This window comes from Streptomyces sp. NPDC006385, from assembly GCF_040612485.1.
Classification (GTDB): domain Bacteria; phylum Actinomycetota; class Actinomycetes; order Streptomycetales; family Streptomycetaceae; genus Streptomyces.
This window is the reverse complement of sequence record NZ_JBEXQG010000001.1, coordinates 1-15,182: the sequence shown is the minus strand read 5'-3', so window position 1 is coordinate 15,182 and position 15,182 is coordinate 1. Positions and strand designations below refer to the sequence as shown.

12 protein-coding genes and 2 pseudogenes are annotated in these 15,182 nt (G+C 72.3%); 4 read left to right on the top strand and 10 right to left on the bottom strand.

All coding sequences use genetic code 11. The features are described 5' to 3' along the window. The first annotated feature begins 117 nt into the window (after nt 1-117). Together ABZ078_RS00070 and ABZ078_RS00065 are read left to right on the top strand one after the other, a co-directional pair. Nucleotides 118-1,101 carry an aldo/keto reductase gene (locus ABZ078_RS00070; RefSeq protein WP_356570151.1) on the top strand — a complete coding sequence of 328 codons (984 nt, stop codon included), beginning with the start codon at nt 118-120 and terminating at the stop codon, nt 1,099-1,101. 96 nt (nt 1,102-1,197) lie between these two features. Beyond that, nucleotides 1,198-1,695, top strand: a complete 498-nt coding sequence (locus ABZ078_RS00065) for a DUF6328 family protein (RefSeq protein ID WP_356570150.1) — start codon at nt 1,198-1,200, stop codon at nt 1,693-1,695. A 59-nt stretch (nt 1,696-1,754) separates the two neighbouring features. Here the strand turns inward: ABZ078_RS00065 and ABZ078_RS00060 are convergent, their stop codons facing one another. The 9 genes from ABZ078_RS00060 to ABZ078_RS00020 all read right to left on the bottom strand — a co-directional run bounded on the left by ABZ078_RS00060 (nt 1,755) and on the right by ABZ078_RS00020 (nt 12,644). Next, complete coding sequence (locus tag ABZ078_RS00060; protein WP_356570149.1) at nt 1,755-2,798, bottom strand: hypothetical protein; 1,044 nt, start codon at nt 2,796-2,798, stop codon at nt 1,755-1,757. A gap of 125 nt (nt 2,799-2,923) precedes the next feature. After that, nucleotides 2,924-3,895 carry an LLM class F420-dependent oxidoreductase gene (locus ABZ078_RS00055; protein WP_356570148.1) on the bottom strand — a complete coding sequence of 324 codons (972 nt, stop codon included), beginning with the start codon at nt 3,893-3,895 and terminating at the stop codon, nt 2,924-2,926. A 93-nt stretch (nt 3,896-3,988) separates the two neighbouring features. Then, entirely contained in the window at nt 3,989-5,584 is a 1,596-nt protein-coding gene (locus ABZ078_RS00050; protein ID WP_356570147.1) for a serine/threonine-protein kinase, read from the bottom strand. A 156-nt stretch (nt 5,585-5,740) separates the two neighbouring features. Next, nucleotides 5,741-6,700 carry a threonine/serine dehydratase gene (locus ABZ078_RS00045; RefSeq protein WP_356570146.1) on the bottom strand — a complete coding sequence of 320 codons (960 nt, stop codon included), beginning with the start codon at nt 6,698-6,700 and terminating at the stop codon, nt 5,741-5,743. 132 nt (nt 6,701-6,832) lie between these two features. Then, complete coding sequence (locus tag ABZ078_RS00040) at nt 6,833-7,843, bottom strand: polyprenyl synthetase family protein (RefSeq protein ID WP_356570456.1); 1,011 nt, start codon at nt 7,841-7,843, stop codon at nt 6,833-6,835. A 56-nt stretch (nt 7,844-7,899) separates the two neighbouring features. Beyond that, entirely contained in the window at nt 7,900-8,976 is a 1,077-nt protein-coding gene (locus ABZ078_RS00035) for a tetratricopeptide repeat protein (protein ID WP_356570454.1), read from the bottom strand. A 210-nt stretch (nt 8,977-9,186) separates the two neighbouring features. Next, a complete protein-coding gene (locus ABZ078_RS00030) occupies nt 9,187-9,864 on the bottom strand; it encodes an AIM24 family protein (RefSeq protein WP_356570145.1) in 678 nt (225 codons plus the stop codon). 66 nt (nt 9,865-9,930) lie between these two features. Continuing rightward, nucleotides 9,931-11,310, bottom strand: a complete 1,380-nt coding sequence (locus tag ABZ078_RS00025) for a CAP domain-containing protein (RefSeq protein ID WP_356570144.1) — start codon at nt 11,308-11,310, stop codon at nt 9,931-9,933. Between the two features lie 89 nt (nt 11,311-11,399). Then, nucleotides 11,400-12,644, bottom strand: a complete 1,245-nt coding sequence (locus tag ABZ078_RS00020; RefSeq protein ID WP_356570143.1) for a serine hydrolase domain-containing protein — start codon at nt 12,642-12,644, stop codon at nt 11,400-11,402. Nucleotides 12,645-12,824: 180 nt separating this feature from the next. On the opposite strand from ABZ078_RS00020, the pseudogene ABZ078_RS00015 reads away from it, so the two are divergent. Together ABZ078_RS00015 and ABZ078_RS00010 are read left to right on the top strand one after the other, a co-directional pair. Next, nucleotides 12,825-13,505: pseudogene (locus ABZ078_RS00015) on the top strand (glycoside hydrolase family 95 protein); the annotation flags it as partial. Nucleotides 13,506-13,531: 26 nt separating this feature from the next. Continuing rightward, nucleotides 13,532-14,692 (top strand): SGNH/GDSL hydrolase family protein, encoded by a 1,161-nt coding sequence (locus ABZ078_RS00010; protein ID WP_356570452.1) that lies wholly within the window; start codon nt 13,532-13,534, stop codon nt 14,690-14,692. A gap of 16 nt (nt 14,693-14,708) precedes the next feature. On the opposite strand, the pseudogene ABZ078_RS00005 reads toward ABZ078_RS00010, so the two are convergent. Next, a pseudogene (locus tag ABZ078_RS00005) lies at nt 14,709-15,101 on the bottom strand (response regulator transcription factor); the annotation flags it as partial. Between the last annotated feature and the right edge of the window lie 81 nt (nt 15,102-15,182).

Sequence of the window (15,182 nt, the reverse complement as noted above, 5' to 3'; positions counted from 1 at the left end):
GCGACACCCGTGGCTCGCCTGTCGGAACCATTCACACCTGTGAGTGATGCATGCGCCGGGTGACACTGCGGAGGGGCCGGTTCCGTGAGCGCTCACGAGGAATGACACACTGACGCCATGGACGAGCGTGTGATTGTTAGGTCGGGTCAGCGGGCATCCGTCGTCGGTCTCGGTACGTGGCAACTGGGCGCCGACTGGGGAGACGTCGACGACAAGGAAGCCCTGGCGGTGCTGGAGGCGGCGGTCGAGTCGGGGGTGACCTTCTTCGACACCGCCGACGTGTACGGCGACGGCCGCAGCGAGCAGACCATCGCCGCGTTCCTGCGGGCCAGGCCCGAGCTGGACATCTTCGTCGCGACCAAGATGGGCCGCCGCCTCGACCAGATCCCGGAGAACTACGTCCTCGACAACTTCCGCGCCTGGAACGACCGTTCGCGGCGCAACCTCGGCGTGGACCGGCTCGACCTGGTCCAGCTGCACTGCCCGCCGACGCCGGTCTACTCGACGGACGAGGTGTTCGACGCCCTGGACACCCTGGTGGCGGAGGAGCGCATCGCCCACTACGGCGTCAGCGTGGAGACCTGTGAGGAGGCGCTGACCGCGATCGCCCGCCCGGGCGTCGCCAGCGTGCAGATCATCCTCAACCCGTTCCGCATGAAGCCCCTGCGTGAGGTGCTGCCCGCCGCCCAGGAGGCGGGCGTCGGCATCATCGCCCGCGTCCCGCTGGCCTCCGGCCTGCTGTCGGGCAAGTACACCAAGGACACCGTCTTCGCCGCGAACGACCACCGCACCTACAACCGGCACGGCGAGTCCTTCGACCAGGGCGAGACCTTCTCCGGCGTCGACTACGCGTCGGGTGTGGAAGCCGCCGCCGAGTTCGCCGACCTCGCGCCCGAGGGCTTCACACCGGCCCAGCTGGCGCTGCGCTGGATCATCCAGCAGCCGGGCGTGACGACCGTGATCCCCGGTGCCCGCTCGCCCGAGCAGGCCCGCGCCAACGCGGCCGCCGCCGCGCTGCCGGACCTGTCCGACGAGACCCTCACCGCGATCCGGGACCTGTACGACCGGCGGATCAAGGACCAGGTGGAGGGCCGCTGGTAGTCCGCCGACGCGGCACCGCCCCGGCCGGCCGGACAGAATCCCCGCTCAGGGGGTACTCGCGGAGGGAAGGACTCAGGTCGTTCGACGCGGGAGGACATGGTGACGGCCACCGAAGGCGGTGCTACCAGGCGCAGGGGGCGCAACGAGACCGAGGAGGAGAGAGCCGACCGCATGTGGGTCGAGCTCCTCCAGGAGGTCCGGGTGGCCCAGATGGGCGTGCAGATCCTGTTCGGATTCCTGCTCACCGTCGTGTTCACCCCCAAATACGACGACCTGGAGTCCACGGACCAGACCATCTACATCGTGACCGTCGTCCTGGGCGCCGCCGCCACCGGCGCCCTGATCGGTCCCGTGTCCCTGCACCGGCTGGTCTCCGGGCGGCGCATCAAACCCAAGGCGGTGGAGTGGGCCTCCCGGTTCACCCTCGTGGGCCTGATCCTGCTGCTGGTCACGATGGCGGCCTCGCTCCTGCTGATCCTGCGCGTCGCCACCGAGGACGGGTATGTGCCCTGGCTGGTCACGGGCGTGGTCGTCTGGTACGTCGTCTGCTGGTTCGTGCTGCCGCTGTGGGCACGCCGCCGCCACACGGAGTGAGCACACGCCGCCACGCGGAGCAAGCGGCGGCGCGTCCACTGTCGTCGGCATGAGCACGGCTACCGCGGTCGCGCCGCCCCGCCCTGGGCCCCGCGCAGCGCCGCGATGCAGGTGGAGATGGCCTGCTGGAGATCCTCCAGCTGCTGCACCATGTCGTCCTCGACGAACTCCTGCACATCGTCGAAGGTGAGCTCCTCGAAGACCTTGGTCGCCCGTTGCAGGCTGTTGTAGAACTTCGTCCGTCGCTCCCGCACCCGCAGCTCGGGGTCGGCCTCCACGGTCTCGGCCACGAGGGACCTCATCGCGCCGTAGGCCTCGGTGGCCCACTCACCGGTGTCCTCGTCGTCCTCCAGCTCGTCGATGAGCGACAGATGCCGCTCGGCCTCCTGGCGCAGGTCGGAGGGCGCCTCGACGGTCTGCCCCGCCGGGGTCTTGATCTGGCCGGACTCGGCGATCTGGCGGACGTAGTCGATCCGGTCGGCCGCCCGGTTCTCGCCCGCGACCGCCTTCTTCAGCTCCTCGGTGCGCACCACGTCACGCGCCAACTCGGCCTGCAGCTCCGGGTCTTCGCGCACCCGGTCCAGCAGCGCCTGCCGGGCCGCGCGGGCGGTCGAGGGGTCGGCGAGGATCGCGGCGCGCAGCGCGGTGGGGTTCTCGGCGACCTCCAGGGCCTTGGTCGGGCGGATGCCCTCGGCCTCGGCGGCCTCGGCGATGGCGGTGCCGCGCTCGGAGGTGGCGCTGGTGCGGGAGACGTAGTAGCCGAGCCACACGTCGGCGTCCGGCAGCTCCACCTCCTGACCCGGCGCGAGAGCCTCGAAGTGCGGGACGAGACCGTCGTCGGCGGCCCGGTCCCAGGCCTTGTAGTAGCGCATGACGCGCTCGGGGGAGCAGCCGGCGAGCTCGGCGAACTCCTTCGCGGACACCTTCGGCGTCTCACCCGCGCTCTGGCCGCCGGGCCGCACGCTGCGCGCCACCATCAGGCCGAAGGCCCACCCTCCGGTCCGCGCGTAGACCCCGAACTCACGCGCGTCCCGCGCGACGAGATCGGACAGCGGGGACGGCGATGCGGGGGACGTCTCGGGCGGGACGAACGCCAGGGTCACGGATGGCTCTCCTGTACGGGTACGGGCTGCTCGGAAGGCAGAAGTGCAGACCGGCAGCTTATGGCACCCGCGCGGGACGCACGCGCGCTCCCCGGTGCCGCCCGGTGCGCTGTGGTGCGGGCGAGTCAGCCGAGGGTGTCCCGCAGCGCGGGCAGCAGCGTCTTCTCCGCCCAGTCGAGATAGGGCAGCTGCGTCTCGCCGCCGATCTGCACCAGGGCGATCTCGGTGAAGCCCGCCTCGGCGTACGGGCGGACGGCCTCGACGAAGGCGTCCGGGTCGTCGCCGCACGGGATCGAGCCGGCGACGTCGTCCGCGGTGACGAACTGGGTCGCCGCCGCGAAGGAGTCGGGGTGCGGCAGCTCCGAGTTCACCTTCCAGCCGCTGCCGAACCAGCGGAACTGGGAGTGGGCGCGCTCGATCGCGGCGTCCCGGTCGGGGTCGTAGCAGACCGGCAACTGCCCCACGCGCGGCTTGCCCTCGCCGCCGTGCCGGTCGAACGCCTCCAGCAGGTCCGCCTTGGGCTCCGTGGCGATCACCAGGTCGCCGAGCCGGCCGGCGAGCTCACAGGACTTGTCCCCGGAGACGGCGATGCCGATGGGCGGCGGCTGGTCCGGCAGATCCCACAGCCGGGCCGACTCCACGTCGAAGTGCGTGCCGCGATGGTTCACATGCCCGCCCGCGAACAGCGCGCGGATGATCTCCACCGCTTCTTCGAGCATCTCGTGCCGTACGTCCACGGGCGGCCAACCACCGCCCACCACATGCTCGTTGAGGTTCTCGCCCGAGCCGAGCCCCAGCCGGAACCGGCCCTCGGACAGCAACTGAGTCGTGGCGGCCTTCTGCGCCACCACCGCCGGGTGGTAGCGGACCGTCGGACACGTCACGTAGGTCATCAGCGGAATCCGCGAGGTGGCCTGGGCGGCCGCGCCCAGCACACTCCAGGCGTACGGAGAGTGACCCTGCGAGCGCAGCCACGGAAAGTAGTGGTCCGAGGTCACGGAGAAGTCGAAGCCCGCCTCCTCGGCGCGAACCACATGGTCCACCAGCTCACGGGGGCCGGCCTGCTCGGTCATCATCGTGTATCCGATCTGCACCATGCGGACCGAGTCCCCGAACCCGCGGGGCCGAAAACGGGACGGACGGGGCCGGGGGACAGGATCTGCCGGGACCGCCGCCACCGGGCGGCCCGGTCAGTTCTCGGGCACCTGGAAGGTGCGCAGAATGACCTCCAGGGCCTCGCGGTTGCCTGGGTCGTCCCAGTCGCTCTCGGGGGTCGTCCAGCGCAGTGAGTAGCCGCGGTGCTCGGCGATCAGGAAGCCGCGGCCGAAGGTGCGGACCCGGGTGCCGTCCTTCTCGGAGAGCCATTGCATGTCGGCGCCTTCGTATCCCTGGTACGTGGTCGCCTCGATCTCGCCGATCCGCCGGAATCCGCTCCGCTCCTCCAGGCCGGGCTGGACGTCGTCGCGCCAGACGGCGACGGGATCCGGGCCCACGCGCTCGCTGTAGGTGACGGCCAGCTTGCGCGGATCGTCCTCGGCACTGAAGATCACGCGGTACGCCAGGTCCGCGGCACGCTTGGTGCGCTGCGCCTCCCAGCCCTCGGGCAGGGCGACGGAGAAGCCCTCCGGTGACGTGTACGTCCGGTAGCCGGAGGGCAGGGCCGTGCCCGAGGGGGTCGCGGTGGGCGTCCCCGCCTCCGTCTCCTCCTGGGTGGGGGACGAACTGGGTGAGGGAGCGGGGGACGGGGCGGTCGGCGCCCCGGCGGAGGCGGACGGGCCGGGTGCCGTACCCGCCGCCGAGGAGTCGGAGTCGTCCGGCCGTTGGCTGGTCACCACGAGAACGGCGGCCGCGACGGTGACGACGGCCAGCGCGGTGCCGGCGACCATGGCACGTCTGCTCCAGCCCGGCCCCGCGACGTACCGGCCGCGCACCCGGGGGCGCGGCGGTGTCTGGAGGGACGCCTCCGGGTCCTCGTCGAGGACGCGGACGAACGCGTCACGGACCACCGGTCTGCTCAGCCGCTCCCGGGAGTCCTTGCGCAGCAGCCCCTGCACGGCCTGGGTGAGCGGCCCCGCACGCACCGGGGCGCGCAACGGAAGCCGGTCCACCCCCTTCAGCGTGGCCTCGGGCCGGTCCCGTTCGCGGTACGGCGGACGCCCCTCGACCATCGTGTACAGGATCGCGCCGAGCGCCCACAGGTCGGACGCCGGCCCGATGCGCTCGTCGCGGGCCTGCTCCGGAGCGGCGTACGACGGCGCCGCGACCCGGGGTGCGAGGGTCGCGCCGGCCAGCCCGAAGCCGGTGACCACGACGGAGCCCTCGTCATCCACGAACACCTGGCCCGGGCTCAGCTCGCCGTGCGTGATGCCCGCGACGTGCGCCGCCTCCAGCACGTCGAGCAGTTCGAGGCCGATGCGCGCGGCCCGCACATGGTGCAGCGTGCCCTGCTGGGTGAGGAGTTCCCCCAGAGGCGTGCCGTCGATCCACTCGGTGACGATCCACAGGCTCCCGGACTCCTCGACGGCGTCCAGGACGGTGGCGACCCGGCCCGGGCGCAGCAGCCCCATCCGCTCGGACGTCCGCAGGATCCGCGAGGTCGCCCGGCGCCTGTCGTCCGGGCCCATGTCGTCGGGCAGCCCGATCTGGGAGAGGAGGCACGGGCGTTCGGTCTCCATGTCCTCGGCGTAGTAACTGACGCGATTCGTCTCTCGATGGACGACATCGACCAGCCGGTACCTTCCGGCGACCAACCCGGCTGTGGAGACGCGCGCCTTGACCATGGCCATCCCTCGCTGAACCCCTGGCTCTCATTTCTTACAGGAAGTACGAGAGACGTGACGGGAAGCGTTCAACGCAATCCCCAACCAAAGGCCGCTTCTTTTCCATTGTTTCTGACGGGCGAGTAAGCTGACTGAAAGTTAAGGGAATTGAGCCAGAACAGTTCAGCCCAGACCGAAATCCTTCGCCCAGCGCAGCACATCCCCGGTCGTCGCGTTGCCCCCGCACACGACCAGCCCGAGCCGGGCGCCGCCCCCGACCCGCTCCCGCACCCGCCGGGCCGCGGGCAGCAGACAACCGGCGGCCGGCTCGGTCCACACCTTGGCGTGCTCGGCGAGATCCAGCACGCCCCGCACCGCCTCCCGGTCCGGCACCACGAGCACCTCGTCGACCAGGGCGGACACATGGTCGTAGGTGAGCTGGGACACGGTCGGCGCGCTCAGCGTCGACACGATCGACGACAGCGCCACCGGCACCGGCCCGCCCGCCGCCAGCGCCCGCGACATGGCCTCGGCGCCCTCGGTCTCCACCCCCCAGATCCGCACCCCCGGACGGCGGGCCCGCAACGCCACCGCGACACCCGCGATCAGCCCACCGCCCCCGACGCTGACGAGTACGTCCGTGAGGTCACCGGCGTCGTCGGCGAGCTCCAGCCCGACGGTGCCCTGGCCGGCGACCACCAAGGGGTCGTCGAAGGGGTGGACGAGCGTCAGGCCCTCGTCGCGCAGCCTCGTGACGAGCGAGAACGCCCCGTCCATGTCGTCCGTCAGCCGCACGTGCGCCCCCGCGTCACGCGCGATCTCGACGGCACGGGCCGGCGCCGAACGCGGCATCACGACGGTGGCCTTCACATCGAGGACGGCGGCCGTCATCGCCAGGGCGATGCCGTGGTTGCCCCCGCTGACCGCCACGACCCCGGCGGCGCGCTGCGCGTCGGTCAGCGAGAGCAGCTTCGCCGTCGCCCCGCGGGCCTTGAACGAGCCGGTGCGCTGCAGGAGTTCGAGCTTCACCGTGACCGGAACGCCGAGCAGGGCCGACAGCCCGGGGCTGGGTACGGTCGGGGTGGGTACGACGTGTCCGGCGATGAGTCCGGCCGCGGATTCGACGTCCGAGATCCCGATCAAGGCAGTCACCTCTCCGGCGCGGGGCGGTGATCCGCGCCGCTTCGCACCCTGACGTGGCGGGGGGCGCCGGTCAACTCGGTTCCGGCGCGGGCGTGGTGCCGCGCCGGTCGTCGTACGGCCCGTACCGAGCCGTCACAGGTCGCGCCGCACGAGGAAGTCCAGCAGCGACCGCAGGTCCGCGGCGGCGCCCGCCTCCAGGGGCACCTCGGCGAGAGCCGCTTCTGCTGCGCTCACCTGGCGCCGTGCCTCGGCCAGTCCGGCCGAGCGGCCGCCCGACTCCTCGATGAGCGCCGCCGCCGCGCCGGGGTCGGTGGCCGACTCCAGCAGCGCGGACAGCCGAGCGGACGCGGGGGAGTCGAGCGCGGCCAGCACCGGGAACGTCTTCTTCCGCTCCCGCAGATCGCCGTACACGGGTTTGCCGGTGACGGCGGGGTCGCCCCAGATGCCCAGCAGATCGTCCACCACCTGGAAGGCGATGCCCAGATGGCGTCCCGCCCGGTCGAGGGCCGAGACGGTCGCGGGCGGCGCACCGCCGAGCAGAGCGCCCAGCGCGGCCGCACAGCCCAGCAGGGCGCCCGTCTTGTGCTCGGCCATCGCCCGGTACTCCCGCGGCCGCATCCGCTCCGGGCCCGACCACGGCCGCGTGGCGAACAGCAGGTCGTCCGCCTGCCCACGCACCAGGTCCCGCAACGCCCCGGACAGCAGCCGCACCGCCGCCGGACCGGCCGGTGCCACGGCGAGTGTCTCGACGGCCAGCGCGAACAACGCGTCCCCCGCGAGGACGGCCGGTCCCGTGCCGTATGCCTTCCAGACGGTGGGGCGGCGGCGCCGGGCCGTGTCGCCGTCCATGATGTCGTCGTGCAGCAGCGAGAACGCGTGCACCAGCTCCACCGCCACCGCGCCGGGCACCGCGACACACCCGGGCGCCCCGGACGCCTCGGCCCCGAGCACGGCCAGCGCCTGCCGTACGCCCTTCCCGCCGGAGGCGTCGGCGGGTGCGCCGCCCACCTCGCACCAGCCGAAGGAGTACGCGGCCATCTCACCGACCCATGGATGCGTCCGCCCCACCGCCTCCCGCAGGGCGGGCCGCACCAAGGCACGGCAGCGGTCGAGGAGCCGGCGGGCGTCTGTTGGGGCACCCACGGGCGAGGCGGCCTCGTGGGAGCCGTACGGATCCCGCACCGCCGAAGGGAAGACCGTCACCGTACGGCCACCGCCCCGGCGCCCGCCACGGCACTGTCCGCGGGGTCCCGCACGATGCCGAACTCCTCCTGCGCCCGCGCCACCATCTGCCGTGCGTGCCGCAGCCCGATCCGCTCCAACACGCCCGCCAGCTCGGCCAGTTCGGCCGCCGTCTCGGCACGGTCGCGCCCCAGCCGGGCCCGCGACTTGACCAGGCCCAGCCGGGACAGTGCCTCCCCGCGCGGCTCGCTCATGTCCCGGAACTCCCCGAGGGCCAGCTCGTACAGCTCTCGCGCCTCGGCGTAACGCCCGGCGCGGTAGAGGACGTTGCCGCGCATCTTGTGGTTGTAGGCCAGCGCGCTGGACAGCTTCATCGCGCGGCACGTGGTCTCCGCCTCGGACAGCAGCTCCAGTGCCCGCTCCGCGTCGCCGTCGCGGACGGAGACGATGTCGGCGAGCCCGCGCAGCGCCCAGGCATGGCCCCGTCGGTCGTCGGCACGCGCGGCGATCCCGGCCGCCTCCTCGAACAGGGCGTAGGCGGTGTCGTACGACCCGGTGTTGCGATGGATCTGGGCGATGCCCTCCAGCGCCCACACCGTGTGCCGTGCCTCGCCGCGCCGCCGGGCCTCGGCCAGCAGCTGCTCGTGCAGCCGGTGGACGGCTTCGTAGTCGCCCTGGATCCGGCCCGTCTCCGCCAGGCCGGCCAGGGAATAGCCGCGTACGACGATGTCACCGCCGCGTTCGCCGAGCTCCGCCGCGAGCCGAAGCAGCCGCCGGGCCAGGGCGAACGATCCCCGCTGCCGGGCCAGGGTGCCCCCGCTCCACAGCGCCCAGGCCATTGCCGCGGTGTCGCCGGCCTCCCGGGCGGCGCGGTAGCTCGCCTTCCATGCCCGGTCCGCGTCCCCGATCTGACCCAGCCGCCGGTGCGCCTCGGCGACCGCGAGGCCCGACCGCGCCGCCTCGCCGTGCTGCCCGGCCCGCTCGGCGGCCCGCAACCGCTCGGTGCCGGCGGCCAGGACGTCGGTGAGCGACGAGTTGACGGACAGTGTGGTCAGGGCGCCCTGGTACTCGGGGGCGAATGCCTTGCCGTACATCGATTCCTCTCGGTTCATATACACACGGCGTATACGTCCTACGTATACGTCCTGCATATACGCTTTGTGTATACACGATGTGTATAGAGCGTCGAAAACCCGCCCTGGCCCGGGGGCCAGGGCGTCACCTGTTGCCGATCAAGACGCCGACGCGACAGAGAGGGTTGCCCGTGAGGCGCAGATCACGTCCGGCGGGGTCGGTGCGGACGGTCAGTGTTGCTGGGCCTTCTGAGGTGTCACCTCACTCGGCCGGACGACGACATGGCCCTGACCCTGGAGCATCAGCTGCACGGCCTCCCCGGAGCCGCCGCGCAGCATCGAGCCGAGCGACTGCGAACGGTGCAGCGAGGTCTGCAGCCCGGCGGTCCAGCCGACCACGGCGTCTGTGTCGACGTACACCGGGAACTCCGGCGAGACCGGGATCACGAGCGGACTGCCGTCGCACACCAGCCCCAGCTTGCCGTGCCCCGTGAAGACACTGTTGAACAGGCCGCCGCCGGTGATGCCCGCGCCCTTCACCGTCGCGATCCGGTACGACAGCGAGGCGTCGAAGCACAGGACGTTGCGGCCGTTGACCGTGAACTCGTCGCCGGGGTCGACGTCGACGATGAAGCAGCTCTGCGCCTCGTGCGCGAACCAGGCCTCGCCTTGCCCGCGCACCGCCATCAGCGGCAGCCCCTCACCGGTCATGGCCCGCTTGAGCATGCCGCCCATGCCCTGGCCCTTGCGCTCGAACTGGAGGTTGCCGCGGTAGGCGACCATCGCGCCCTGGCGGGCGTGCATCTCGCCGTTCACCGCGTACTTGATGCATTTGGCGTTCTCGATCGTCATGCCCGGCGCCGTGGCGGGCTGGACCATGTGCTCGCTGGAAAAGAGGTCACCCTTCATACGCGCATCCTTTCCCGGACGCTCCCGTTCCGGCCAGTTCGCGTCGCGTCGGCCTCCCTGGGGTCGTCACGCGCCGAACAGTTGCGTCCAGTACGTGCCGGCCGGGCCGCCGCCCGCGAAGCCGACGCCGATGTGTGTGAAGTCGCGCTTGAGGATGTTGGCACGGTGACCGGGGCTGTTCATCCAGCCCTCCACCACCTCGGCGGGGGAGCGCTGGCCGCACGCTATGTTCTCGCCGATCGAACGCATAGGGGAGCCCGCGGCGGCCGCCCGGTCCCAGGGCCGGCTTCCCTCGGGCGAGGTGTGGGAGTAGAAGGCGCGGGCCGCCATGTCGGCGCTGTAGTCCTGCGCCGCCGTGCCGAGCGCGGGATCGACGGCCAGCGGACGCAACCCCGCTCTGGCCCGCTCGCGGTTGGTGAGGTCGACGACCTCGGTCGCGGTGCGGGACAGGTCGCCCGGCGTGAGCGGCCTGGCCCACAGTGCCGTCCAGTAGGTGTCGCCCGAGCGGCCGCCCGTGGCGTGGGCCAGGGCCGCGTGGGTGAAGGCCGGGTCGTGCAGGGTGCGGCGGGGCTGTTCGGTGCGCAGGCAGTACGCGACGAACTCGGCGGGTGTGCGGGGGCCGGAGACCAGGTGTTCGCCGACGGTGAGATACGCGTACCCGGCGGCCGTGACGCGCTGGTACACGCAGACTCCGTCGCCGCCCTCGACGCCGAGTCTTCCTGCCTGGGCCATGGCGCGGGCATGGGCCCGCGCGGCGGAGGCGAGGCGGGCGTCGAGGGTCACGGGAGGTGAACCGGCCCTGCCACGGGCGGAGTTGACCAGGTCGAGGAAACCGTCGGGGGCGGGGGAGGAGAGGTGCGGGGTGGTGACGGCGGACAGGGTGTGCGTCGCGGGCCGCGCGGTGGGCACGGGGGGAGCGGCCGGTACGGGTGGGGCGGGGGCGGAGGGGACCGGGGTCGGCGTGGCGTCCTCGACGACGTCCACCCCGAAGTCACGCGCGAGCCCGGCCAGCCCGTCCGCGTATCCCTGCCCCAGGGCCCGCAGCTTCCAGCCGTCGCCCCGCCGGTAGATCTCCGCGAGCAGCAGCACCGTCTCCTGCCGGGGGCGCGGCGGGGCGAACCGGGCGATCGCGTGGCCGCCCGGGCCGCTGACGTGGAGCACGGGGGTGGGCAGACGGCCCAGGGGAGTGCCGGCGTCGGCCGGGCTGACGACCACCGTGACCCGCGTGGCCCCCTGGCGCAGTCTCGACGGGTCGACGGTCAGGGTGTCGCCGCGGAGCCGGGCACCCGGAGCGGACGGCTGGTTGTAGAACACGAAGTCGGCGTCGCCCCGGACCTTGCCGCTGTCGTCGGTGACGAGCGCGGACACGTCGAAGGGGCCGGGGACCCGGACGGTCACGCTGCCGGCCGGAAGGGGCAGATTGCCCCCGGGAACCAACTCGCTCATCGGGCCGTCCTGGTGGGTGGTGCGAGATCCGGTGGTGCTGTCCGGGGAACGTCCACCGGATCTCACGGGTTCCCGCCCGGAGCGCGCCCTCAGCGCGAGTTCGGGTTCACCGGGATCGCCGGTGCGACGTCCTCGTGTCGTTCGACCGGTGCCGAGCTGCGCCCGGACTTCGCCTTCTTGCCGCAGAACGCGGACTCCAGCGTGCCCAGCATGGTGTTGAGGACCGTGCCGTTGTTGGAGGTGTTGGCGAGCGCGGCGAGGCTGCGCTCGCCGTCCTTGGACGCGAACGCGTACGTGTAGTAGCCCTGGACGGCACCCGTGTGGCCGTACACGGAGATCCCGCACGACAGGTCGCGGCGCCGCAGTCCGAGCCCGTACGCCTGCGTGCCGCCCGCCGGTACCCACCGCTGCATCTGGGCGAGCTGCGCCCGGGAGGTCAGCCGGCCGCCGAGCAGCGCCGACAGGAAGGTGTTGAGGTCCCGCGTGGTGGAGATCACTGCGCCCGCGCTCTGCGCCCAGGACACCGTCTGCTCGGTGGCGTCGACGAGCGCCGCGCCGGCCGCGTCCGGGGTGAGATAGCCGCGCGCGTGACGGCCGGGGATCTTCTGCTCGGGGTGCACATAGAAGGTGTCGCGCAGCCGCAGCGGGTCGATGATCCGGTTCTGGTACTCGGTCCGCACGGAGTGGCCGGTGAGCTCCTCGATGAGCATGCCGGCGACGACGAAGTTGGTGTTGGAGTAGGAGTAGGCACCGCCGGGCTTGGTGGTCCGCGGCTTGCTCAGGGACCGGTTCACCAGCTGCCGGTAGGTGAAGACCTTCGTGCGGACCGCCTCGAAGCCGGGAACCGTCCGCGCGAACATCTCGTTCGTGTAGTCGTGCAGTCCGCTGCGGTGGCTGAGCACATGGCGCACCGTGATGCGGTCGTCGGGCAGCAGCCCCGGCAGATAGCGGTTGACCGGGGCGTCGAGCGCCAGCTTCTTCTCGTCGGCCAGTTGCAGCAGCACGACCGCCGAGAAGATCTTGGTGACGCTGCCGATGCGGAACCGGTCGGTGTTGCTGATGGTCCGTCCGGAGCGGCGGTCGGCGACCCCTGTGGCCGCCCAGTACACCGTGCTGCGGTCGTCGAGGCGCGCCATCGCGCCGGGAGCGCCCTGCCGCCGCGCCGTGCGCAGCACGTCCCACAGGCCGTCGACATCGGGTCCGGGCAGCGCGCCCGCCGAGGGGGCCGTCGTGGTGACGCCGGGCCGCTGGGGCGCGGCATGGGCGGGAACCGCCAGGAGCGACACCAGGGCCGCCGTCGCCGCCGTACCCCTGACCACCGTTGCTGAGACCATCCGGATTCCTCTCGTTTCCGTTGCTGTGTCACCGATGCGTGATCGGTCGGGTTCGTGCGGGGCAACCTTCTCGCATCCCGTCAGATCCCCACAGACGACTCACAGTTGGACCGTCGCGGATCACCGGGTGGGAGTCCCCGATGGTCGTCCGGGGCCTCGTTTCCGAGCGGATCCCGCTTCTCCAAGGGCGTCACGTACGCTCAGGAACCGGTGTGGGCGCTGTTCGGGAACTACCGCACGGCGGCGGCCGAATCGCGCCTCGACCACGACCACGACCACGCGGATACGATCGCCGCACTGCGCAGAAAGCTTTACCTGCCACACGTCAGCCCGACCACGGGCTGGCTGGAGGAGTGGATGTCCCCCGACAACCTCGGCGAGACCACGCACCGCCACCTGTCCCCGCTCGTCGGCCTGTTCCCCGGTGACCGCATCCGCCCGGACGGCTCCACCCCGGCCGACATCGTCGCCGGCGCCACCGCCCTGCTCACCGCACGCGGCATGGACGGCTTCGGCTGGGCCAACGCCTGGCGCGGCCTGTGCCGGACCCGCCTGAAACACGCGGAGAACGCCTACCGACCGGTCGTCGACAACCTCCGCCCCTCCACCGGCGGCGGCAACGGCACCGCCCCCAACCTCTTCGACATCTACGAAGTGGAACGCGGCCGGGGCATCTTCCAGATCGACGCCCACCTCGGCACCCCGGCCGCGATGGTGGAGATGCTGCTGTACTCCCGGCCGGCCGAGGTCCGCCTCCACAGCGTCGGCGGCCGCACCACGACGGTCGCGTACGGCGGGCTGTCCCGGACGGTCACCCTGACGCCCGGTGCGTCCGTCACGCTGAAGGACTTCGCCCGGTGAGGGCCGGACTCCCGCTGGCCGCCGCCCTGTTGACGGTCGTCGCCTGCCAGAGCGCGCCCGCCGGGACGACCGGCGACCCGAGTGGCGTCGTCACCTGGGCGGCGACCGCCGACCGCATGGGCGACGGCGTCGCCGGCCGCGGCTACCGGCTCGTCGTGCACACCAGCGTGGGCGGAACCGACCTGCGGGTCCGGCTCTCCAACGCCTTCGGGGACCGGCCGATGACCTTCGACAGCGTCTACGCGGGCATCCAGAAACAGGGCGCCGAGCTGCGGCCGGGCAGCAACCGGCGCCTGACCTTCGACGGCGAGCGCACGGTCACCGTGCCGGCCGGCCGGACCGTGTGGAGCGACCCGCTGCCCGGGAAGCTGCCCGCCGCCACGAACCTGGTCGTCAGCCTGCACAGCCCGGACGCCGGCGGCCCGGCCAGCGGCCACTGGATGGCCATGCAGACGTCGTACGCCACCCAGGGCGACCACACCGCCGAGGAGAGCGGCGCCGCCTGGACGATCCCGACCGGCTCCTGGTTCCACCTCGACGCCGTCTCCGTACGCGCCCCCGCGGGCACCGGGGCGGTGGTCGCCCTCGGCGACTCCATCACCGACGGCTGGCAGTCCACCACCGACCAAAACCGCCGCTGGCCCGACCACCTCGCCCGCCGGCTGCACCGGGCGGACACGGCGGTCAAGGGCGTGGCCAACGAAGGAATGGCCGGGAACAAGGTCCTCACGGACCTCCCCGGCCAGAGCGCGCTGAACCGGCTGGAGCGGGACGTCCTGTCGCTGCCCGGCGTGCGGACCGTGTTCCTCTTCCAGGGCGTCAACGACATCAAGGCCCGCACGGGCGTCACCGCCGAGGACCTGATCGACGGCTACCGCGAGATCATCCACCGCTCGCACGCGGCCGGCAAGTGCGTCGTCGGCGCGACCGTCGGGCCCTTCAAGGGCTGGCACGAATGGGACCCGGCCGCCGAGGCCGTACGCCAGGAGGTCAACGCGTTCATCCGCACCAGTGGCGAGTTCGACGCCGTCACCGACTTCGACCGCATCCTGCGCAGCCCCAGCGATCCCGAGCGGATCCTTCCCGCCTTCGACGGCGGCGACCATCTGCACCCCAACGACAAGGGGATGCAGGCACTGGCCGACGCCGTCGACCTGACCGCCCTCGACTGCGACACCACCGACTGACGCGCCGGACAGGGAGTCAGCCGACCGTCTCCTCGCGGGTGATCAGACCCTCGCGGTAGGCGATCGCCACCGCCTCCGTACGGCTCGCGGCGCCCAGCTTGGCCAGGATGTTGGAGACGTGGACGCTCGCCGTCTTGCCGGTGATGTACAGCTCCTCGCCGATCTGCCGGTTGCTGCGGCCGAGGGCGAGAAGACGCAGGACGTCCTGCTCGCGGGCGGTGAGCGGTGCGGTGCGGCCGGCGGCGCCCGCCGTACGGTCGGTCGCGGTCTCCTTGAGGCGGCCGCGACGGATCACGGCGTCCAGCCGGCCCAGGAGGAGCGTCGCGCCGAGCCGGGCGGCCGTCTCCCGGGCCTCGGCGGCCTCGGCCGCTGCCGTGTCGCGGTCGCCCGCCGCCAACAGGGCCTCCGCGTGGGTCTGGCGGCAGAAGAACGCCGACGCCGAAGGCGCCATGTCCACGTACGAGGTGGACGGGATCTCCTCCGACATGTC

Bases quoted from the DNA above. Each gene is read 5' to 3' on its own strand.
- ABZ078_RS00070 (WP_356570151.1), top strand. From the start codon at position 118: ATGGACGAGCGTGTGATTGTTAGGTCGGGTCAGCGGGCATCCGTCGTC.
- ABZ078_RS00065 (WP_356570150.1), top strand. From the start codon at position 1,198: ATGGTGACGGCCACCGAAGGCGGTGCTACCAGGCGCAGGGGGCGCAAC.
- ABZ078_RS00055 (WP_356570148.1), bottom strand. From the start codon at position 3,895: ATGGTGCAGATCGGATACACGATGATGACCGAGCAGGCCGGCCCCCGT.
- ABZ078_RS00050 (WP_356570147.1), bottom strand. From the start codon at position 5,584: ATGGCCATGGTCAAGGCGCGCGTCTCCACAGCCGGGTTGGTCGCCGGA.
- ABZ078_RS00035 (WP_356570454.1), bottom strand. From the start codon at position 8,976: ATGTACGGCAAGGCATTCGCCCCCGAGTACCAGGGCGCCCTGACCACA.
- ABZ078_RS00030 (WP_356570145.1), bottom strand. From the start codon at position 9,864: ATGAAGGGTGACCTCTTTTCCAGCGAGCACATGGTCCAGCCCGCCACG.
- ABZ078_RS00025 (WP_356570144.1), bottom strand. From the start codon at position 11,310: ATGAGCGAGTTGGTTCCCGGGGGCAATCTGCCCCTTCCGGCCGGCAGC.
- ABZ078_RS00020 (WP_356570143.1), bottom strand. From the start codon at position 12,644: ATGGTCTCAGCAACGGTGGTCAGGGGTACGGCGGCGACGGCGGCCCTG.